Below are 21,035 nucleotides of genomic sequence, written 5' to 3' on the forward strand. Positions count from 1 at the left end.
GCGATGACCGTAAGGGCCATGGCAATAGGCGATCAGGCCGGACATACGCAATAGAACGTGCGTGGGCAATTTGCTGGGCAATTGCATAGTGAGTGTTCTTCCCTTGAAATTGTATTTGTTCGGGTAGAACAACTTTCTTGCAACTAAGCATGCGCCGGAATAGGAAAAATCTGAGCGATGAAAAACTATGTTACCGCCAAAATTTTGTTACATAGGCAGGGAAAACGATATACCGCTATATCGGAATATGAGGGGGCAATAAGGCGAGATAGGTGGCACAGCGAGCGGTGATCAACACCGATGGGGTGACAAGCAGTACACGCCCAGCCGCAGGAGCGTTGAGCGTCGAGGTAGGCAGCGGCTGACTAGGCCGGAGCCAATGTAACCGGACGGGTCGCCAGGGCGACCCGTCGATGCAGTGAGCGCGTGAACCCGCAGAAAGAGGCGCTGACTAGCCGCTCACACGGGCATTGCGGGGTGTTGCGGGGATCAGAACTCGTAGGTGACCCCCAGGCTGACGACATCGCCGTAGGCATCGGCTTTCCCATCCAGCGTTGCACCACCTAGACGGTCCTGGTTGTGCGTCTTCAACTTGGCCTTTTCCACGAACTGGTGAGAGTAGGACCCGTCGATACCCAGGCCTGGGATAGCCCGGATTTTGTAACCGAAGCCCAGAGACGTGAAGATGCGATCACCGTCCGGGATACGCGGGTCACGGGTGGAGTTACGGGTGGGTGTCTGGTCAGTGGCGACACCGGCGCGCAGGGTGAAGTCGTCGGTGAGTTTGTAGTCGCCACCCAGCGAGACCATCCAGGCATCTTTGTAGTTATAGGGAATCGCAACAATCGTCGAGCCCTCGGACTTCAGGGTCAGGCTCTTGAACGATGACCACTGGGTCCAGGTGACGCTCGCACCAAGGGTAAAACGATCAGTGAACTGGTGCACCCAGTCGAAAGAGGCATTGGCAGGCACATCCAGCTGCGTCGTGGCTTTACCCTGCATTTGAAGATTCAGGCCCGGGTACAAAATACCCGGCAATCCGCCGTCAATCAGGGCCTGCGACCCTGGGTCGGCGTAGATGTTGTATTTACCCTCAAGTTTATTCTTGATCTTGGCGTGGTAGTTCAAGCCCAGGGTGTCTTGTGGTGTGGGCTTCCAGGCCAGGCCGGCAAACCAGCCTACCGAGGTATTATCGACTTTGACTCGCATCAACGAATAACCAATCCCCGCCGGGAATGGGATCGAATTCGGAGCAAGTGCGGCAGCAGCATATAAGTCAACGTTCTGGCTGACGAAACCTTTGGTGTGCTGAACAATGGCACCACCGCCGATAGAAAATTCATCATTGACCTTGAATGACAGCGACCCTGTCAATCCGACGGTTTCGATACGTGTGTCAACCGCGAAGTCCCGCCCTTTCCAGTCCTGATCCCACGTCGTACGTGCGCCCATGGGCACGACCTGACTCAGGCCAAACGCGAAGCGGTCACCGATGGGCATGACCATAAACCCAGTCGGCAGCCAGGCGGTAAAACCACCCTGCCCGCCGTCACCCGTGCGGGGCACCGAGTTGAAAGCAAACGTATCCGGGTCGATGGTCGTTGTTGAAGTAGGGTTGCCCGCATAGTCTTTGGCAGTTCCCTTGTACTTGATATTGATGCGCGCATAGTCAACGTTGAACTGCGAGATATTGTGGTCAATGAACGCCATCGCCGCCGGGTTGTTATAGGCCGCTGACGGATCATTTTTAAACATGGAACCACCACCGAACGCACGTCCCCACCCTTCCGCCCCGAAAGTCGGAGTTGAGAACCCGCCAGCTTGCACGGTGCCTGTTGCAGCCAGGAGCCCCCCCATGATCGCCAGGCTCAACAACGTGCGCGCCGGTTGTTTCTTATTATTCATGATCCACTCCTTATTATTTTTATCCACCAGAGTCGGGCGTTCCTATCTGGCCTGCCGCAACAAGTGCCTCTTTCGAGGCACTTGCTTTTTTCAACGTGTGATCATCACGTCAAGCGCGTTACACCGCTTATGGAGAAACGGTAAAGGCAGGGTTTGGCACCGCAGTCAGCGCCGTGATCTTGCACGAGCCCACGGTCTGGGCGCTTGGCACGCTCAGAGTATTGGTGCTGTTGTTGAAGCCCACATTGATTGTCACGGGTGAAGCGCTGCAGTCAGACAGGATCTTGAATTTCACGCCCGAAACCGTGCCGGTAAAGGCAGTCGGGCCACCGCCGGTGACGGCGAGCGACCATGGCAGCCCCTGCAACACAGGCACGGCGCAGAGCGAGTTGGAACCACTGACAGTGGCGCCGGTGATGGATGCGCCAGAGCCGTTGGCTGCAACAGTCCCGGTAAAGACGATGCTGCAGGTGACCGGAAGGTTCAGGGAGGCAGGCGAGGTAACAGTAATCGAACCTGCCGTCGTGAATGCAGCACCGGCCGGTGCGATAGTGGCCGCATTGGCCATCGAAACGGCGCCGAAGCACAGGGCGAACGACGTTGCACAAACGAGGGTTTTCAAGCTTTTCATTGTTTTTCCTCACATGTTATGGCGAAGTCATTTCGCCAGGGGTAATGGCCATGAACGAGAGGTCACGGTGAAACTGCAGAACTTCCCTTTCCAGCCAAATCTCAATTCAATTACCGCAGTCGCATTCGACGCTTATTCAACAACCTTGAAGTTCGGCGGCATCTTGATCGACACCGTCTTGATCTTGCAGTCTTCGCCGATCGGGACATTGGCGGCTTCCAACTTGCCGGTGGCGTTGTCCCACGTGCCGTTGGCGGTAGAGGGCCCGCACTTGCCGCCCAGGCCAAACGCGTGCACGTCCACGCTGATCTTCGACATGGAGCCACTTTTGGTGTCTTTGGCGACTAATACCCAGGGCAAGTTGATCGCTTCGACCCGGCTGCACTTGAGGCCGCCCTCGAATTCGACGGTGTCGACATTCACCGAAGTACCATCCGCCGCGACTTTGCCCGCCACCTTGATGGTGCAATCGGCGCTGATCAGCGCGCCTTTGGAAAAACTGATAGGGCCTTGGGCCGTAAAGGCGCTGCCGGCGGGTTCGATGCGCGCAGCCTGGGCCTGGTGATAGGCGATCAGGCCCAGCGCGGCCAATACGATATGGGTGGTGAACTTGGCAGGTGCTTGCATCGTGTACGTCCTTCCCTTTAATTATTTTTGTTCGGGTCAAACAACTTTCTTGCCACTGATCTGGAAAACCTCGGGCGACAGAAACCTGCACGGAATACAAGCCCGAGTACGCAAACAACGTGTTACTTAAACTTAGAACGGTGTGGCGCTGTTGCTGTACTTCTCCAAATACTTCAACCGCTGTGACGGCTGAAGATTCGCCAGGGTGATATCACCGCCGTAATGATTCAGCACTCGATGGTCCATGCGGCGGCGCCACAAGTAAGGCACGTACGCCCAGACAATCATGCTTGCGTAACCGTAAGGAAGTTGCGGCGACTCATCAAAATGGCGCAACGACTGATAACTACGGGTCGGGTTAGCATGGTGATCAGAGTGACGCTGTAACTGGAACAGGAAGATATTGGTAACAATGCGATTACTGTTCCACGAATGCCGTGGCGAACACCGCTCATAACGCCCATTGGGTAACTTCTGGCGTTTAAGCCCGTAATGTTCGACGTAGTTGACGACCTCCAACAGCGAGAAACCGTAGATGCCCTGGATAATCAGGAACGGAATCACGGCCCCCCCCAGCCAGGCGATCATCGCCCCCCACAGCACCACGCTGTACATCCAAGCGCTGAGCACGCCGTTCTGCCAGTGCCACGCCGGCAGGCCGAGTTTACGCAGGCGTTCACGCTCCAGGTTCCACGCCGAACGGGCACTGAACCATACCGAACGTGGCAGGAAGGCCCAGAAGCTCTCCCCGAGGCGCGAGCTGGCCGGGTCTTCCGGCGTGGCGACGCGCACGTGATGGCCACGATTGTGTTCGGTGTAGAAGTGCCCGTAGAAGGTCGGGGCCAGCGTGACCTTGGCGAGAAACACTTCCAGCGCATTGGGTTTGTGACCCAGTTCGTGGGCGGTGTTGATCGCGATGCCGGTGGCGGCACCGGTCGACATCGCCATGCCCAGGTAGGTGAACCAGCTCGGTTCGCCATGCAGCTGCGTGCGGGCGGTGATGTAACTGGCGGCGTGGGACAGCCAACTGGACGGTTCTAGGTTAGCGGTAGCCTGCAACAGGCCACCCTGGATGATCCAGTCGATACCGCCGGCGGCGAGCCAGCCGGTGATCACCACAGAGGAGATGACGAACAGCACGCCGGTGTAGACGATCCAACGGTAGTAGCGTTGGGACTCAAGGTGGCCGACGGCGGATTCGGGCGGGTTGCTCACGTCTTCACCGAGCAGGCCGTCGATCAGCGGGATCAAGCCGAAGATCACCAGCACACCGACCCACCAGAGGGATTGGATACCGGTGGTGATGGCCAGGGCACCCGAGAGCAATGGAGTGGCCAGGGGCATGATGCCCAGCCACCACAGATGACGCTTGCCGTCGGTCCATATGCTTGGGGCTGCCAGTGTCTGATTCATGGCAGCCTCCGTGGCAGGGCAGCGGAAAGCAGGTTCAGGGAGCACTGAATGCTCCGGGGAATCAACCATGCGATAAAAGACGTTTTTTTCATTTTTATTCGCTCTTAGGCATTTCAAAAATCATTTCAAAACAAACATTGAAATATTTTTTTAAATAAATAGCGCGGAATCGATAGGTCGTCAACTATTTTTTCGAGGCCTTTCCTACGTGACCATGCAGTCTCTTTTTCAGCCGTTTGGTCAGGTCTCTAGCGCAAGCATTTCGGACCGTACAACCCGCAATAAAGGCCACGATTATTTGTTTGCCAAGGCAAACGGCGGATGCAGGATCTCGGCTGTTTCCAGCGGCCGCGCACGCTTGGCCAACTGGTGCACCGCCTCCACCACCCTCTCAGTGGCGGTAATCGGCAGCATATGCCCGCGCCCTTCCACGACCTGCAGCTTCAGGCCCGGGACCTTGTCGGCCAGGGCCTGACCGTGTTTACGAAAGTCCAGGACCTTATCGCGTGCGCCATAGATAAGGCTGATGGGCAGCGTCAGTTGCGGGTAGCGCTTGACCATGTCCGGCAGCTCGTCGTTGACCAGCGCTATCTCGCTGGACGCGGCATAGAAGTTCTCGGGACGCATGCCCAGCAGCCCGCCGCCGCGGGTGGCGAAGTCCTCAGGGGCACTGTCCGGTGCAAACACTCCCTTGACCACCGCACGGCGCGTCAACAGCCCCATGGGCACGGTCAGCGTGTAGGACACCCACCGCCGCAGCCAGGCCGGTCGCACGGCCAGCGACCAGAACACCAGGGGTAAGGTGGGTTGGGGATGGGTCAATGGCGCCACCAGCACCAGCCCGGATACCGCGTGGGGATGGTCAAGGGCCAGCGCCAGGGAAATCGCGCCACCGAGGGAATGCCCCAGCACCAGCGGTTTATCCAGGCCCAGGGTGTGAATAAAGGCTGCCACTTGCCGCGCCTGGGCCGGCAGGTCGGCGGCGGTGCCTGTATGGCGCGTGGAATAGCCGGACCCCGGTCGGTCGAGGGTGATGACGCGAAAGTGCTCACGCAATTGCCCGGACAAGGCATAGGTCAGGTTGCGACTGCTGCCCATCAGCCCATGAATCATCACCAACGGACGGCCCTTGCCTTCCTCGTAATAATGAAAGCGCTCGCCGTCGACCTCCACAAAACGCCCATTGTTCGGAACGGCGGCTTCAATGCGCCGCGTCATCCAGACGCTGAACCCCCATAAAACCGCGCTCGCGCCTATCAACACAGCCGCCGCGATAACCCATTCAACAGCCATAGCTCGGTCCTCTGCATCCCCGCTGCTGGCGACCCGACCGGTATTGATCAAGGCCTCAGCCATCGTCCACACCCTGGACCCGAACGTCGTGCCTGTCCGTCGGACAAGTCGCACATGAGGAACCTGGGACTAGCGTAGGCGATATTTTCAGGTAGATTATTTAAAATCTTTTTTAAAATAAGTAATTCAATTTTTCTTTGCAATGGTGTTCTATCTAAAAGACACAACAAGAAAAGGAGCACCCCGATGCCCACGAAGGAATGCTTATGAATGCCCAGAGTGATTCAATCGACATCGCCATCATCGGCTCAGGCTTTGCCGGGCTCTGCATGGCGATCAAGCTCAAGGAAGCCGGGTTCACCGACTTCTTTATCGCCGAGCAGGCCGACACCCTCGGCGGCACGTGGCGGGACAACCACTACCCCGGCTGCGCCTGCGACGTGCAGTCCCATGTGTATTCGTTTTCGTTTGCGCCCAACCCGGACTGGACACGGCAGTTCGCGCCGCAAGCGGAAATCCGTGCTTACCTGGAGCAATGCGCCACGCGCTTCGGGTTGGCGCCCTACCTGCGTTTTGGCATGGGCCTCGAGCGCGCGGTGTTCGATGAGCCCCAGCAACGCTGGCAACTGAGCTTCAGCGATGGCCGCCAGGTCAGTGCGCGGGTGCTGGTGTCGGGCATGGGCGGTCTGTCGCGCCCGGCGTTGCCGGACATTCCAGGTCTCGACAGCTTTAAGGGCAAGCGCTTTCACTCCCAACAGTGGGACCACGACTATGCCTTGAAGGGCAAGCGCGTCGCGGTGATCGGCACCGGCGCCAGTGCCATTCAGTTCGTGCCGAAGATCGCGCCGCACGTGGCCCATCTGGACCTGTTCCAACGCACCCCACCGTGGATCATGCCCAAACCCGACCGGGCGATCTCACCTTTTGAACGCTGGCTGTTCAAGCACCTGCCCTTTACCCAACGCCTGGTACGCGGCGCTTTTTACTGGGCACTGGAAGGCCGTGTCGTCGGCTTTGCCTTACACCCACGCCTGATGAAAATGGTGCAGAAAATCGCCCTGCGCCACCTGCACAAACAAGTGGCTCGCCCGTCCCTGCGCAAGACCCTGACCCCGGACTACACCATCGGCTGCAAGCGCGTGCTGATTTCCAATGACTACTACCCCGCGCTGTCGCGCAGCAATGTCGAGGTGGTCACCGAGCGCGTGCTGCGCATCGAGGCCGACGGCGTAATCACCGCCGACGGTATCAAGCATCCGGCGGACTGCCTGATCTTCGGCACCGGCTTCCAGGCCACCGATCCCCTACCCCGCGACTGCATCATCGGGCGCGGCGGCGTGGACTTGATGGACACCTGGCAAGACGGCGCGCACGCCTACAAAGGCACGACGGTGCCCGGCTATCCCAACCTGTTCCTGATCATCGGGCCCAACACCGGCCTGGGGCATAACTCGATGATCCTGATGATCGAAGCCCAGGTGACCTACATCCTCGACGCCCTCCAGCGCATGCAACGGCACGGCATCGCCACAGTGGACGTCAAAGTCGGCGTGGAGAGCGCCTACAACCAGCAGTTGCAAGCCAAGCTCAAACGCACCATCTGGAGCACCGGCGGTTGCCAAAGCTGGTACCTCGACCCGCGCACCGGCAAGAACACCACCCTATGGCCCGGCTCGACCTGGCGTTTCAAGCAGGTCACCCGGCAGTTTGCGCTCAAGGATTATGTCGCCAACCGGCAACCGGGCGACGCGCCCAACCGCCCCCTGGCGACGCCCCACTCCACGCCTGAAGGGAGCCTGTCATGAAATCATTCAACGACCGCGTAGCCGCGATTACCGGTGCGGCATCCGGCATGGGCCGAGCGCTGGCATTGGCCCTGGCGCGGGAAGGTTGCCACCTGGCGCTGGCCGACAAAAACAGCCAGGGGCTGGAGCAGACCTTGGCGCTGATCAAGACCTCAACCCTGGCGCCCGTATTGATCACTACCCAGGTGCTCGATGTGTCCGACCGCCAGGCCATGGAGGATTGGGCCGCGCGCTGCATGGCCGACCACGGCAAGGTCAACCTGGTGTTCAACAATGCCGGGGTTGCCCTGTCGAGCACTGTCGAGGGCGTGGACTACGCCGACCTGGAATGGATCGTCGGCATCAACTTCTGGGGCGTGGTGCACGGCACCAAGGCATTCCTGCCGTATTTGAAAGCCGGCGGCGAGGGCCACGTGATCAACACCTCCAGCGTGTTCGGCCTGTTCGCCCAGCCTGGCATGAGCGGCTACAACGCGACCAAGTTCGCCGTGCGCGGCTTCACCGAATCCCTGCGCCAGGAGTTGGACATGCAACGCTGCGGTGTCTCGGCCACCTGCGTGCACCCCGGCGGCATTCGCACCGATATCTGCCGCAGCAGCCGTATCGACGCGAACATGACCGGCTTCCTGATCCACAGCGAACAGCAGGCCCGCGCCGACTTCGAAAAGCTCTTCATTACCGACGCCGACCAGGCCGCCAAGGTGATCCTGCACGGCGTACGTAAAAACAAACGTCGCGTGCTGATCGGCCGCGACGCCTATTTCCTCGACCTGCTCGCCCGTTGCCTGCCGGCGGCCTATCAAGCCTTGGTGGTGTTCGCCAGCAGGCGCATGGCCCCGAAGCCCCGCACGCGGGTGTTTGAAACCAACGACGAGTCCCGTCTCTGAACAGGAGCACGCAGCATGTTGCCGATCCGCCGTGACATCCATTTCGCCCTGCCTGCCGAACGCATCAAGGACTGGCACGAGCAAGGCCCGTTCATCACGCATTTCTTCAATGCCCTGTCGCTGCTGTTTCCGCAGGGCGAGCTGTTTTTCATGGACAGTGTGCGCCACTACCGCCAGCGCATCGACGACCCTGAACTGAAGAAAGAGATCCAGGGTTTTATCGGCCAGGAAGCCATGCACAGCCGCGAGCACGTGGCCTACAACGACTTGCTGCAAGCCGCGGGGCTGCCCGCGCACGCCCTCGACCGGCGCCTGAAGTTCATCCTCGACCTGCAGAAAAAACACTTGCCGGCGTCCTTCAACCTCGCGGTGACCATTGCCCTTGAACACTACACGGCGATGCTTGCCGAAATCCTGTTGAGCGACCCGTCGCGCTTCGGCGACTCACTCAAGGGCTACCAACAGATGTGGTACTGGCACGCCTTGGAGGAAACCGAACACAAGGCGGTGGCGTTTGACGTCTGGAACAGCGTGATCAAGCCCGGCCCCAAGCGCTACTTGCTGCGCACCGGGACCATGCTGTTCACCACGTTGTTATTCTGGCTGGTGGTGTTCGACTTCCACGTGCGCCTGCTGATTGCCGACCGCAAGTCGGGCGGGCACCTGAAAGGCTTCTGGCGCATGCTGAAGTTTCTGTATGGGCCCAAGGGAGTCTTCCCACGCATGCTGGTGCCGTGGCTGCACTACTTCAAACCCGGCTTCCACCCCTGGGACCACGACAACCGTGCGCGCCTGGCCGGTATCGACGCGCTGGTCGAGGACATCGAGCAGGTCCGGCGCGGTTACTAGCCCTGCGCCAGGGCCTCGCGCTCACGCACAAAGCCTTGCAACTGATCGTCCGGCAGCGCCTTGCTGAAATACCAGCCTTGAATAATCAAATCGGCACCCGTATTCAGGAAGGCCAGCTGCTCGGCCGTCTCCACCCCTTCCACCACCACGCCCAGATTCAACGCCTCACAAAAGCGCAGCATGCCGGTCATGACCTGGGCGCCCTTGGGGTCATGCTGCGCCACCACAAAGCTACGGTCGATCTTGATGAAGTCCACGGGAAATTGGTGCAGGTAACTCAGGGCCGAGAACCCGGTGCCGAAATCATCGATATAGACCTTGGCACCGATGGCTTGCAGCTTCTGAATGGTCTGGCGTGTGACCTGGATATCACTCACCAGCGCATCTTCGGTGATTTCTACTGAGACCTGCCCGCGGGCCTGGGCGAGGATGTCCACCAGGCGTTCGCCATAGGCGGCGTCGGTCAGGGTCGCACTGGAAATATTGATGGTCATCGGTAAGCTGAAACCGAGTTTCTGCCACTTCTGGTACTGGCGAACCGCCTGGGATGCCACCCATACATCCACATCCGGCATCAAATGCGCCTGGGCCAGCCACTGCAGGAACTCCCACGGCGAATGCACTTTTCCGTCGGCATCACGGGCACGCATCAGTGCTTCACAGCCGGTGCACAAGCCAGTGCGGGTCGAGACCTGTGGCTGGAATTCAAGATAGAACTCGTAGTCGCTGATCTGCTGGATGCGGCTCAGTTCATTGGCCTGGCGCGCCAGGGTCTTGTGGGACGCGAGCACCGGGTCCAGCTCGCGCAGACGGCCCTTTTCCTCAAGGCCACGGAAGGTCATGTCCAGGGACTTGAGGTACACCGTGCCCCCTTCGGTGGCCTGGCGGTGGATCGCGCGCACATACGGCGCATACACCAGCGTGCCCAGCCCCAGCAACGCCACTTGAAGGCCCACCGCTACCCAATCACCGTGGGTGCTCAGATAGGCATTGAGCAGCACCGGCGCCGTAAACGGCACGCTGACCACCGCCGGCGACACCCACCCCATCTGCACCACCGTCAACGCCAGCATGGCGTTCAACGCGGGTACGATCAGAAACGGTATGAACAAACGCGGGTTAAGGATGATCGGCAAACCGAACAACAGTACTTCACTGACATTGAACAGTGAGAGCGGCAAACTCGCCACCGCCAACAGGCGCATGGACTGGCTCTTGGAGAACAGCAGGATCGCCAGCAACAGGCACAATGCGCCGCCCGAGCCACCGATAAACGCAAAGCTGCCCAACAGACCGCCGTTCAACACATACTTGATCGGCTCACCCGCCGCCAGTGCAGCACTGTTCAGCACCACCGCCTGATCCAGCACATTGAACAGCGGCTGCATGGCGTACACGCCGTGGATCCCGAAAAACCACAGCAGTGAATTCATCAAGGTCACAAACAAACCGCTGCCGTACGGCGACTCCAGGGCATCGAGTACCTGGGGCCCTTGGAGCTGTGCCACATAAGGGATCTGCAGCAGCAAGGACAGCACGCTCACCAACGCCAAGGCGGTGATGACGCCCGGCACGACCATATTGATGGTGCCCCGCAGGTTGTGCCCTACCAGCTCTTCGTTGACCAGCCGAGTCCAGCGATAACGGTGCAGCCAGGCAATGGCCGGCACATTCAGCAGCGGCGAGGCAATTGCAATGAACAGCACGAAGGTGGCTGAGGCCCGGGGGTAGTCACGCAGGATAAACGTCGCAACCACCACATGGGCCAGGCACAGGAACGCGACGGGCAGCTGTGGGAGTCGATGCTGGATCGCCAGCATATAACCAATCGAAGCGGCTACCAGCAGCGGGATCACGGAACTGATCTGGTTGTGCAGCCCGGCCAGGAACGTCACCCAATGCGGGTCGAAGCCCAGCACGCGGGCAGATTCAGACAAGATCAGAAAGCCCGCCGACACCAGCAGGCACGGCAGGATCCACAACAGCCCTTCGCGAATCGCCCGCAGCGACTCGGTGCCGGCCAGGGCGGCCAGGCGCTGGGTGAAGAAAAGTTTGAACAGCGTTTGCGCCATGACCCATCCCTCTGCCCATCGCCCACTGTCCTTGGAAGGCAGGGCCGGAAACACCGGGCTAACGCTACACGTCCAGGCACGATGAGCGAAAGCCTTTTGCCACGCATCTAAGTGATTTTTCCGTATTGGATGACAGGCAATTCCGTGTTTTTTCCAAATAATTGAATGTTCCGACCTGGGCCAATGTCCGAATCTGCTTCAATGGGCATTATCCGAGTGTCACCCTACCGTTGCCTTTGTTTGGAGTAAGCCCTTGTCACAACCCGGTGATAACCATCAGCTCGCGCTGGACAGATTCCTCGACGAACATCCCGATGTCGCCACTGAACTTAACACCCTGAACCCGCTGGCCGCCCAGGCCAAGGGCGAAACCCTGGCGCAATACCGTGCCGAACGGCTGCATGAAGCCTTCGAAGCGGAAGCCGAGCGCCAGGGCCTGTTTGCCTGGGAGTTAACCCTCAAACTGACCGCCGAATCCGGCGAAGCCTTTGAAGCCCAGCGCCTTGAGGTGCATAAGGAAGTGGCGCAGATGGCCGGCCTGAGTTGGGTCGAATACTGCCAACTGCATGACCTGGCCGATTGACGCGTTACCCCAGGAACCAGCGACGTCGCCTGCCGCCCAGGACTTCGCGCAACTCGGCGACACATACCCTTCGCTGCTCCGGGTCCATCGCCAGTGCGGCGCACAACGTTGGCCAGCAATGCCTGGGCAGTTGCCGAGGTCTCGGCAACCGCTGATTGCGTTGGCGCTCGCCGGGACGCCGTCCCTCGGCCAGCTCATACAACACACACGCAACCCCATACAGGTCCGCGCTGGCTGACGGCAACCCTCCGGCCATCAGCTCCGGTGCCGCATACGCAGGCGTCCAGGCATTCAAGCGACTGCGGCTCAAACCCGGTAAACCAACCCCTGCCTGCGCCTCGGCATGGCCCAGGCCAAAATCAAACAAGCGCACCCCCTGCTCCCCCACCATGATATTCGCCGGTTTCACATCGCCATGCAGGACGCCTTGCCGATGCGTGTAAGCCAGCGCATCCAGCAATTGCACGGCCATCGGTTGCAGCTCCTGCCACGGCAGGCCTTGCGGGCGTTCCGGGAGCATGCGGTCGAGGGTCAGGCCGGGCATCACTTCCATGGTGAAGAATGCCACTTGGTGGGCCGTGTCTACCTCGAAAGAAAATGCGCGCACCACGTGGTCATGGCGCAGGCTGCGGGTCAGGGCGAACTCGCTGTACAACAATAAATGCGCATCGGTGCACGCGGAGAGTGTCTCGCCCAACAGCTTCAGCGCCACACGGCAGTCCGGCTCGCCGAACGCTTCATGCAGCAGGTCCCGGGCGCGATACACCACGCCCATCCCACCTGAACCGAGGATCCGTTCAAGCTGATAGCGGCCCGCAAGCAGGCTCGGCGGGCCCGCTGCTGCGTTCATCGCTGGACCACCACGGCGGTCAGGTCATCTTTCGCCGCCGCCCGCAACGCGTCGCTGAACAAGCGCTCCACCACCTTGCGCGGCGTACCCGCACTCATGGCGCTCCCCAGCTCACTGTGGCTGAGCCCCTGATACAGGCCATCACTGCAGAGTAAAAACACATCCCCTGGATGGGCACAGAACTCCAGTATCTCGAGGCTCAGTGGCTGTCGGGCACCAATGGCGCGTGTGAGGGCCCTGGCGTCCGGATGAGCCCGAGCGCGTTCCAGGCTCAGTTGCTGCTTATCCATCAGTTGCTGCTGCAAAGAGTGGTCGCGCGACAGTTGATACAGGCACTGACTGCGCCAGAGGTAGCATCGACTGTCACCTGCCCAGATACAGGCTGCACGGTCGTGTTCAAGTAACAGTACAACCACCGTACTGCCCATGATGCCCGCCAGGCCATCGGCGGCTTGCAATTGGCTGTCGAGTTCGCGCAAGCAGCGTCGCACCGCGTCGATCCGTTGCTCGAAGCCCCCATGGGCTGGCAGTGCGGCAAGACTGCTGACCACCCGTTGACTGGCCACATTCCCGGCACGATGGCCGCCCATGCCATCGGCGACCGCCCAACACCCGCGTTGCGGGCAATCAAGCCATGCATCCTCGTTGCGCGCACGGCCCTTGCCTTGCGCCGTGCGCCCTGCACTTCGCCAACGCAGCGCCCGGTTCACAATTGCTCCGGCAGGCGGAAGGTGCGCCATGTCGCGATCTGGAAAGGGCTGGGGTTACCCTGGCTGGTGAGCAGGTAATTAGCACGGAGGCCAGCCAGGTCGGCCTTGAGTATCTGCGCGTCCCTGCCGCTGGCAGGCTCGCTTTGCATCAGCTCGAAGAACCGGAACAACGACCAGGTGCCACTGTCTTTTTCGATGCCCAATGGCCGCTCGGCGCCGCGTTCCAGCACTAGGCTGGTGCGCCCATTTCCGGACGCGTTCGGCCAATGGAACACCATCGGCACGATCGGGCCATGCCGGTACTCCAACTGCTGACTGCCCACCTGCAACGTTGCCCGGCTGACGGCTTGATCCAGGCTATAGGGCGCCAGCGTAAACCTGACGGCCCAATCACCCCGCTCCTCGTTGAAAAAACCTTGGCGAATGGTCTGGGCCCTGGTCAGTTGGTCCAGCAACGAACGTGACATCGGCAAGCTGCGCCCCTCCAGGGCGCGCAAGCGATAGCGGGTGCCCTCGACACTGACAAACGGCCGCAGATAACCGTCATAAAAACGCTCCATGGCCCCCTTCGGTTTGAAGAACGCCTGGAAATCGTCCAGGGCGACATCGCTGCCAGCATGGGCGTTGAACGGGTAGCGGTGTTGGATCGCCTTCGTATAAAAGCCGTACACCTCGCTTTGATAACGCTGATTCACGTACCCATAGGCGTTATCAAGCAGGTGGCGCCAGCTTTGCTCGGCAATACCTTCGAACCACCCACTGAGTGGTTGCGGCAAGCGCGCTGCCGCATCACGCAGGTTGCCCAATAGCGGCTGCTGCCCATCCATCCGCTGCCTGGCCAGCTTGAACGCGGCCTGCTCCGGTGAACTGTCCCGGCTCAGTGTCGACAATTGCAGGTACAGCTCATCGAGCAGGCGCAATGCCTGCGTCAACTCGACCCCGGGGTTCTGCTCTTCATCGAGCAACTGATGCAGAGGCTCGAAGCGGCGTTGCAACGCGCGCCGGGCATTATCGGGCAACGCTTGGCGCGGTAACGCCTTGGCCAGCGCGCCGGATACCTTCTCGCTTGACTCTGCGACCTGTTGGCTCACCGTACCCAGTTGTTCGTGAAGCGGCATCAGTCGTGTGTTTTCACGCACCTGCTGCAACAGCTGCACCAACGCCGACTGAGCGGATGTAAGGCTCGCAAGCTGCTCCGTGCCGCGTCTCAGACTGTCACTTTCCAACAGCCTGATTCGCCCCAGGGCATCACTCCAGGCATCGGCGTATTCGCTGAAATAGCGCTGTTCCAGCTCCAGCATGAGTTTGCGTAAGTCCATGACACTCAGGTCGGTGGCTTCCCCCAGCACCCAGTTGTCCTGGGCAATGGCATTGACCCACTGAGGGCCCTGCGTTTCGAAAAACTGCAGGTATTTTTTTGTGTAGAAACCCGGGATGGGTCGCTCAACCCTGGAAAATGCGGGACCTTCGGCCAGGCGGTAAGGCTCCAGGTTCCGGGCTTGCTCCCGCAGTGCACGGTAGACCACCTCTGCCAGTGACTCACCCCGTAACGCCAGGCGAGCCTGGGCGACCAGTTCATCGTTCAACGGCGCCTGGAACCCTTGCTCAAGAAGCCGAGCAAAGTGTCCGGCCAGGCGTTTATGCGCCGCAACTTCCCCCGCGTACCCGGTAGCCCACTGCCCAGCCACCTGCTCCGCCAGCCAACTGGCATCACGTCGTTCGGGCAGGTTGAGCATCAGGTAGGCGCGCAGGCTGTCCAGCAGCCGTTCACGGTCTCCCAGGCTCGCTCGCACCTGTTCTCCAAGTAATGTGGTCACGTAGGGCAGCAATTGTTGATGCAAAGCGTGTTCATAGGCACTAGTCAATGGTGGACGACTGACATCCCCTTGATACAAGCCCGCCCGATCAACCCACCGCACCTGCGCCGGCAGCGGAAATACGGCTGTCGCCGCCAAGCGACTGTCCAGCAGCGCCAGCAACGTCTGGCTCGGGTCCGAACCGGGGCGAATGGCGGACTCGGGTTGGGTCAACGCCTGAAGCTGCACCAGTCGCTGATGGTTGAACGAGTAACTGTGCAGCCACAGCGCCCCCGCCGCGGCGATCACGACAGATGCGGCCAGCGCCAATAACCCATGGCGTCGACGTAGGCGCCGACGCTCCGGCGTATGCAACCCGGCAAGATCGGCCTGCGCGAAAACCACGCGATTGAACAGGCCCTGGACAAAATGGGGACGTACATCGCCGCTCTTCGCACCGGTCAGGTAGAACCCTCGCAAACCGTTGATACGCTGATGGCGATGGGCGGAAAACGCAGCCTCGATAAACACGCACAGACAGTCGCCGAGGCGTGCAACCTGCCGAGGAAAATCCAGCATCCGGCCACGGCGCTCAAGGTTTCGCTCCTGGTGCAAGCGCGGGATCAACTCGGCTCCCAGGCGTTGCAGCAGGGCTTCGAATGCTTCGCGTACCTGTTCAATATCAGTGCCGGCCGGGCCTGCAACCAGACGCTCACCCAGCACATCTTCGGTGCTGTCGCCCTGCAGCGCATCAAAGAACTCGGCAAACCCAGCCAGCCGATCAGCCTGGGTCAATACCAGGTAAACCGGCACATCCACATTCAGTGTCTGCTGGATATCCTGCAAGCGGGTACGCACGTGACGCGCGTGAAGCTCCAGGTCGTGTTCACTGCTGCGCAAAAGCGTGTCGACGCACAGCGTCACCACCACGCCATTGAGCGGCCGTGTTCTGCGCCACGCCTTGAGCAGGCCCAGCAATGTCGACCATCCCGCCCCATCTACCGCGGGGTCAGGCTGGTCCAGGTAGCGGCCGGCCATCTCGACCATCACGGCTTCGTCGGCAAAATACCAGTCACAGTAAGCCGCAGTACTTGGGAACGCCGCTTCGGTCCGATCGAGCGGAGCCTGCAGGCCACTGGCGGCCAACAACGAGGTCTTGCCGCTGCTCCGCTCGCCAATCAACAGGTACCAGGGCAGTTCATTGCGCCAGCCCTGACGGTGCTCACCGTAGCGACGAGAGGTCTTCAACGTCAGCAGGGCCTCCTTGAAACGCCCCCGTACGTGGCTTATTTCGTTGTTGACCAACGCCTGCCGCTGATGACGGTCGAGGTGTTCAGGCTGATCGGCCCGAGCGGAGCGGCGTGCGCCCACCACGACCATCGCCAGCCCCCACAGCAGCAACAACCCGCAGATGGTCAGCAAACGGGAGGTCGGGCTTTGCCAGAAACGGTAGTCATCCACCGCCAGCAAAGGCCCCAAAAACCACACCAACAGCGTACTCGAGAGCACCAGTAACAGGCTCCAGACCCAACTCTTGCGCAGCACCGCGCCCGCGCCCTTGAAGAATGCGTTCATACCTAGCTCCCAGCGTTACAAGGGCGTCCGAGACGGGACTGACACCGAAGATTGAAAAGGTTGCAGCGCCGTCATGCGCTCCTGGCCCAACATCCAGGCGAACCCTGAATACATCGCGAGCAAACAGGCCACTACACAGATGACGACCCAGGTGGTGGAGACAAGGCGAATCCGCGCCTGAGAGGCCCTACCGGTTTCCGGCGAAATGCATACCGGCAGCCGATCACCGCGCACATGCCTGATCTGGCGGTACACCGCATCGTGCAGGGTTTCAAGCTGCACCCGCCCCCGCTCCATGACGCGATATTTACCTTCGAAACCCAACGACAGGCACACGTACATAAGCTCCAGCATGGCCACATGCTTGACGGGGTCGCGGGACAATCGCTCCAGCAGTTGGAAAAATTTTTCACCGCCGAAAGTTTCGTTATGGAAGCGGCTCAGCAGACTGGTCTTCGACCAGTCGCTACGACTGCCCCAAGACGTCGTGACCACAGCCTCATCAATGACACTGCACAGCACATAACGCGCCGACATCACCTGACTGTTCTCTACGCCCTGGTGCAAGGCACGCGCCTCAAACGCGTTGACGCCCGATGACAGCTGGTCATTGAGTGCCTGCAGGCTTTCCCGACCAGGACCGGCCTTGAGCTGAACAACCTGCAACAAGAGCTCCCAGGCGGCTGCCAACACAATATTCGACCCCATCTTGAATGGCGGTGCGCCCTGCAGGTGGGCGGTATAGATCATGCGGTCTTCCAACTGCTCGAAGCGAGGCGGCGACGGGTAGTCCGTGACGGCGCCCCGCACCGGGCCCAGCCCTTCACGGTCAAGCAGCACGGTTTTTTCATCCTGCGGGTATTCACTGTCCATAGTCATGGTGTTCAGTTCCTGATAGCCCAGAAGTTGAGTTCCAGCTCGGCGAACTCGCCGCTGGCGTGGAAGGCGAAACCACCGGATTGCTCCAGCTGCGTGATGTCCCGTGGACTGAGCTCGAGCATGAAATAGGTCTTGCCGGCGTGGAACGGGATCTGACGCGGCGCTACCGGCAGCGGCTTGACCTTGATGCCTGCGAGGTGCAGGTTCACCAGTTCACGGATGCGTTCCACGGGGCCGATCTTGAGATGGGCCGGCAGGCGATGGCGCAGCTCCTCCGAATCGCACTGGGCGGTGGCCGCCAAAATAAACGTGGCCGCGCCGAGTAATTTGAGATCGCTGACTGGGCAGACCAGCACTCCGTACTGGCGCTGCTGCAGCGTCAGCTCAATGGCATGCTGTTCCAGGACCAGCGACAGCACCGTGCGAAGGCCTTCCATCAGCCCGCGAAAGCTCGCCCCTTGATCACCATGCCGGTAGTGCGTCGCCAATTGCGCACGTTTGTTGTCATTGGCGAACGTCGACAGCTCACCAAGAATCGCCAGCAACTCCCGATATAACGCTTCCGGACGGACCTGGGCCTGGCCCAGGTAATGACGCAATATCAATTCCGCACGATTGATCAATTGCAGCATCAGAAAGTCGCCGACCTGCGCCCCCGCCGACGCGCCGGAACCCTGGATGCGTGCGGCTATCGCATCGCCACGGGTGGCCAGCAGGCTGATCACTTCCTTGATGCATGACGACACATACCCCGAGCCCTGGAGATAGATGAACGTCGGCACAAAATCCACGTCCAGCGTCACGCCGCCTTCATGGGTCGAATCCAGGACCTGGGCGACCTGGAGTTTCACGTAGTAAGGATCACTCGGTTGCTCCCCCAGCATCAGGCGTAAATCCGGACGTGCACAGTTGATCTGGCAACGGGAATCCACGCCGGCATTGGAGTCTCCGATCTCCGTTTCACAGGCGACATAACGTGCCAGCACATCGCCTTGCTCCTGTCTGCGCACTTCAACCTGATTGCCCGTCGCCAGGGGCAGCGCGAGGTACACGGCTTGCCTGCCGGCGTTGGCAGGTACCTGCAACACCAGGGGTTCCATGGCGCCGCTCAGTTCGAACAGACTGCCATCCGGCAATACGCCACTGGCCTGGTTGACCACGACCTTGCCCAGGTTGAGGTATTGCACATCGACGTCCAAGGTCAGGAAGCCCCAGGCATCACTGCTCAACAGGCGACTGCGGTTGAGTTGCCGATGGTAGTAGCGATCATTGTGCTGCAAGTGCTGGGGCCTCAGCAGCATGCCTTCCTGCCAGATAACGTTATGGATCTGCATCTCAATGCTCCGCCGTGTCGGTTTGAGGCGCCGCCATCCGGATACCCGCCTGGTCCAGCACAAGGTCGGCACGGGTCAGTTGGCTCGGGGCCACAGGCACTACCAGCCGCCATTGCACATGGGGCAAATCGCGATAGGCCGCCAGCACCCCGACATAACGGCCACGGGGTTCGACACTGAGTTTGAGCGCCAGCTGTTCGCCGGGACGCAGCTCCCATTCCTCGCTGCTGAGCCAATCCTTGGACAGTGTCTGCTCGGCCCGGTCGTAGAGGCTGAAGAAGTCGGCGTTTTCAAAAGCCACCGGGTGCCGTAGCTCAAGCAGGCGCACCACGACAGGCGAGGGACGGCCGTGAAGATCGGGGTTGACCTCCTCGCTGGCCGTCAACGTCAGGTCCAGCTTGGTCAGGGTCGAGAACGGTGAAAGCGTGCTGCAACCCGCCAGCAGGCCCAGCGCTAACAACGTGGATGTAACAGCGACTCTATACATGAGCATCATCCTGGGTACCCGGCGTGCAGGGTGGAGACCAGGCGCACCTGCTCCTCGTAGGCTTTGGAAAAATCATTGCGTAACAACTGCTCGCCCAAGGGATCGTCGTCCATCAGCCGTCGATAGTGGCGTTGATACGCCCGCCAATGGGCGCCATCGGTAAACAACTTGGCTGGCCTGCCCTCGCGCTCGAAGCAACACAGCAGGTGACCAGGCGCAAAGGCCGCCAATGCGGCACGTACGGTGGCTCGGCAGGCCACGACCAAGGCCAGTTGATGAACTTGCAGGTCCCGACAGGTCTGGGCAACCGCGTGCTCGGCAGCGCGTTGGTCCGGCGCGCAAGCATCCAGCAGCGACGTCAGGGCTGACTGGGTGTCGGCAGCATCGTTCAACGGGTTACGGGTATTGAGGACCGGGACAACCAGCGTCCCGTTGATCTCGCTGTTGAGCTCGTGGCAAGTTCTCAGGTTTTGCTGCAACCCTTCGACGGTTTGCCTGAGCAAGCCCGCCACCTTGATCGCCAGGCCTTCACGACCCGGTGTATCAAGCGTGTCCATAGGCATGCCCAATGCTTGCGCGAACTGCGCCCAGAATGCTTGCGAAGCACCCGATGCAGCGGTAACGGGTTCGGGAGATAGGACGTCCTTGACCGGTTCAGCCCATGTCGGTACGACCAAATGATCGCGGTCCACGCGCCCCTGACAAAGCGCTTGGATCAGCGCCGGCGCTGATGTGTCCAAGGCGTCCAGTTCTGCTGATGAATCGCCACGCCGTTGCTCGCGATCCAATGCGTGGACAGGGTCAAGCCCCAGGAACGCATCGTCTGGAATCATGTCATCCCGCGCAAACGTCTGCCGGGCATCCATCACCAGGCGGGCACGGATATCCAGCACCCCCAGTTGGTACACATCACCGTTACTGATGAGCCGTGCCTGGCCCTTGCACAGACGCTCCATGCTGCCTGACACGCCGATGCCGTTGCTGCTGATGTCCGTCAGAAAGTAACGGCCTTCCCGGTAACTGACCAAGCCGTGGTGACTGGAAATCAAGCGATTGGCATCAGGGATGATCCAGTCACACCCCGACCCACGGCCGATCACGCCGCCAATACGATCAAACGTTTTACCGACAGGCAGCACACCGCTTGCGGTACTGCAGACTTCAAACACTAATTGCATGGCAGCGCTCCCCTGCTCACTGCCCACGACGGGTCGCCTGGGGGTCACCCAATGGACGGTAGTCGGCATCATCAAAGACATAATTGGCGTTACAGCCGCTCAACAAACACAACGCAAGCACCACGGCTCGCCACGGATGAAAAGACATCAGGTATCTCCCA

18 protein-coding genes are annotated in these 21,035 nt (G+C 60.3%); 4 read left to right on the top strand and 14 right to left on the bottom strand.

Translation table 11 applies throughout. The features are described from left to right. Nucleotides 1–489: 489 nt before the first annotated feature. The 5 genes from QCBJ_RS09880 to QCBJ_RS09905 all read right to left on the bottom strand — a co-directional run bounded on the left by QCBJ_RS09880 (nucleotide 490) and on the right by QCBJ_RS09905 (nucleotide 5,869). A complete protein-coding gene (locus QCBJ_RS09880; RefSeq protein ID WP_102060693.1) occupies nucleotides 490–1,905 on the bottom strand; it encodes an outer membrane protein transport protein in 1,416 nt (471 codons plus the stop codon). Nucleotides 1,906–2,032: 127 nt separating this feature from the next. Next, nucleotides 2,033–2,536 carry an alkane oxidation protein activator PraB gene (praB, locus tag QCBJ_RS09885; RefSeq protein WP_064052143.1) on the bottom strand — a complete coding sequence of 168 codons (504 nt, stop codon included), beginning with the start codon at nucleotides 2,534–2,536 and terminating at the stop codon, nucleotides 2,033–2,035. Nucleotides 2,537–2,668: 132 nt separating this feature from the next. Continuing rightward, the gene (praA, locus tag QCBJ_RS09895) at nucleotides 2,669–3,163 is read right to left on the bottom strand and encodes an alkane oxidation protein activator PraA (protein ID WP_012724682.1); all 495 of its coding nucleotides are present in this window, start codon (nucleotides 3,161–3,163) and stop codon (nucleotides 2,669–2,671) included. A gap of 132 nt (nucleotides 3,164–3,295) precedes the next feature. After that, nucleotides 3,296–4,576 (bottom strand): alkane 1-monooxygenase, encoded by a 1,281-nt coding sequence (locus QCBJ_RS09900; RefSeq protein ID WP_012724683.1) that lies wholly within the window; start codon nucleotides 4,574–4,576, stop codon nucleotides 3,296–3,298. A 294-nt stretch (nucleotides 4,577–4,870) separates the two neighbouring features. After that, nucleotides 4,871–5,869: an alpha/beta fold hydrolase gene (locus QCBJ_RS09905; protein ID WP_177410656.1), complete on the bottom strand. Its 999-nt coding sequence runs from the start codon at nucleotides 5,867–5,869 to the stop codon at nucleotides 4,871–4,873. Between the two features lie 266 nt (nucleotides 5,870–6,135). On the opposite strand from QCBJ_RS09905, the gene QCBJ_RS09910 reads away from it, so the two are divergent. From QCBJ_RS09910 to QCBJ_RS09920, 3 genes are read left to right on the top strand one after another with little or no spacing between them, the layout of a single operon-like run. Continuing rightward, complete coding sequence (locus QCBJ_RS09910; RefSeq protein WP_102060695.1) at nucleotides 6,136–7,674, top strand: NAD(P)/FAD-dependent oxidoreductase; 1,539 nt, start codon at nucleotides 6,136–6,138, stop codon at nucleotides 7,672–7,674. Then, nucleotides 7,671–8,561 (top strand): SDR family oxidoreductase, encoded by an 891-nt coding sequence (locus QCBJ_RS09915; RefSeq protein ID WP_046034770.1) that lies wholly within the window; start codon nucleotides 7,671–7,673, stop codon nucleotides 8,559–8,561. The genes QCBJ_RS09910 and QCBJ_RS09915 overlap by 4 nt, the downstream gene beginning before the upstream one ends. Before the next feature lie 15 nt (nucleotides 8,562–8,576). Further along, nucleotides 8,577–9,410 (top strand): metal-dependent hydrolase, encoded by an 834-nt coding sequence (locus tag QCBJ_RS09920; RefSeq protein WP_046034769.1) that lies wholly within the window; start codon nucleotides 8,577–8,579, stop codon nucleotides 9,408–9,410. Here QCBJ_RS09920 and QCBJ_RS09925 read toward each other — a convergent pair. After that, nucleotides 9,407–11,482 carry a PTS sugar transporter subunit IIC/EAL domain-containing protein gene (locus QCBJ_RS09925; RefSeq protein ID WP_043205461.1) on the bottom strand — a complete coding sequence of 692 codons (2,076 nt, stop codon included), beginning with the start codon at nucleotides 11,480–11,482 and terminating at the stop codon, nucleotides 9,407–9,409. The genes QCBJ_RS09920 and QCBJ_RS09925 overlap by 4 nt on opposite strands. A gap of 253 nt (nucleotides 11,483–11,735) precedes the next feature. On the opposite strand from QCBJ_RS09925, the gene QCBJ_RS09930 reads away from it, so the two are divergent. Continuing rightward, nucleotides 11,736–12,065 (top strand): DUF6388 family protein, encoded by a 330-nt coding sequence (locus tag QCBJ_RS09930; RefSeq protein ID WP_012724689.1) that lies wholly within the window; start codon nucleotides 11,736–11,738, stop codon nucleotides 12,063–12,065. 4 nt (nucleotides 12,066–12,069) lie between these two features. Here the strand turns inward: QCBJ_RS09930 and QCBJ_RS09935 are convergent, their stop codons facing one another. Genes QCBJ_RS09935 through QCBJ_RS09970 form a run of 8 tightly spaced genes read right to left on the bottom strand, consistent with a single transcriptional unit; the run spans nucleotide 12,070 to nucleotide 21,022 of the window. Further along, a complete protein-coding gene (locus QCBJ_RS09935; RefSeq protein ID WP_102060696.1) occupies nucleotides 12,070–12,915 on the bottom strand; it encodes a serine/threonine-protein kinase in 846 nt (281 codons plus the stop codon). Then, on the bottom strand, nucleotides 12,912–13,625 hold the full coding sequence (locus QCBJ_RS09940) for a PP2C family serine/threonine-protein phosphatase (RefSeq protein WP_102060697.1): 714 nt from the start codon (nucleotides 13,623–13,625) through the stop codon (nucleotides 12,912–12,914). Before QCBJ_RS09940 ends, QCBJ_RS09935 begins: the two co-directional genes overlap by 4 nt. Continuing rightward, nucleotides 13,622–16,996, bottom strand: coding sequence for a type VI secretion system membrane subunit TssM (gene tssM / locus QCBJ_RS09945; protein ID WP_102060698.1), 3,375 nt, complete (start codon nucleotides 16,994–16,996; stop codon nucleotides 13,622–13,624). The genes QCBJ_RS09940 and tssM overlap by 4 nt, the downstream gene beginning before the upstream one ends. Before the next feature lie 15 nt (nucleotides 16,997–17,011). Then, nucleotides 17,012–17,875 carry a type IVB secretion system protein IcmH/DotU gene (icmH, locus tag QCBJ_RS09950; RefSeq protein WP_102060699.1) on the bottom strand — a complete coding sequence of 288 codons (864 nt, stop codon included), beginning with the start codon at nucleotides 17,873–17,875 and terminating at the stop codon, nucleotides 17,012–17,014. Between the two features lie 5 nt (nucleotides 17,876–17,880). Next, nucleotides 17,881–19,209: a type VI secretion system baseplate subunit TssK gene (gene tssK, locus QCBJ_RS09955; protein ID WP_102060700.1), complete on the bottom strand. Its 1,329-nt coding sequence runs from the start codon at nucleotides 19,207–19,209 to the stop codon at nucleotides 17,881–17,883. Nucleotide 19,210: 1 nt separating this feature from the next. Next, entirely contained in the window at nucleotides 19,211–19,696 is a 486-nt protein-coding gene (gene tssJ / locus QCBJ_RS09960) for a type VI secretion system lipoprotein TssJ (protein WP_102060701.1), read from the bottom strand. A 5-nt stretch (nucleotides 19,697–19,701) separates the two neighbouring features. Then, the gene (gene tagH, locus QCBJ_RS09965) at nucleotides 19,702–20,874 is read right to left on the bottom strand and encodes a type VI secretion system-associated FHA domain protein TagH (RefSeq protein ID WP_102060702.1); all 1,173 of its coding nucleotides are present in this window, start codon (nucleotides 20,872–20,874) and stop codon (nucleotides 19,702–19,704) included. Between the two features lie 16 nt (nucleotides 20,875–20,890). Further along, nucleotides 20,891–21,022, bottom strand: a complete 132-nt coding sequence (locus tag QCBJ_RS09970) for a type VI secretion protein (protein WP_080943345.1) — start codon at nucleotides 21,020–21,022, stop codon at nucleotides 20,891–20,893. Nucleotides 21,023–21,035 lie beyond the last annotated feature (13 nt).

The sequence above is a fragment of the Pseudomonas sp. QC2 genome, from assembly GCF_002859085.1.
Taxonomy (GTDB): domain Bacteria; phylum Pseudomonadota; class Gammaproteobacteria; order Pseudomonadales; family Pseudomonadaceae; genus Aquipseudomonas; species Aquipseudomonas petroselini.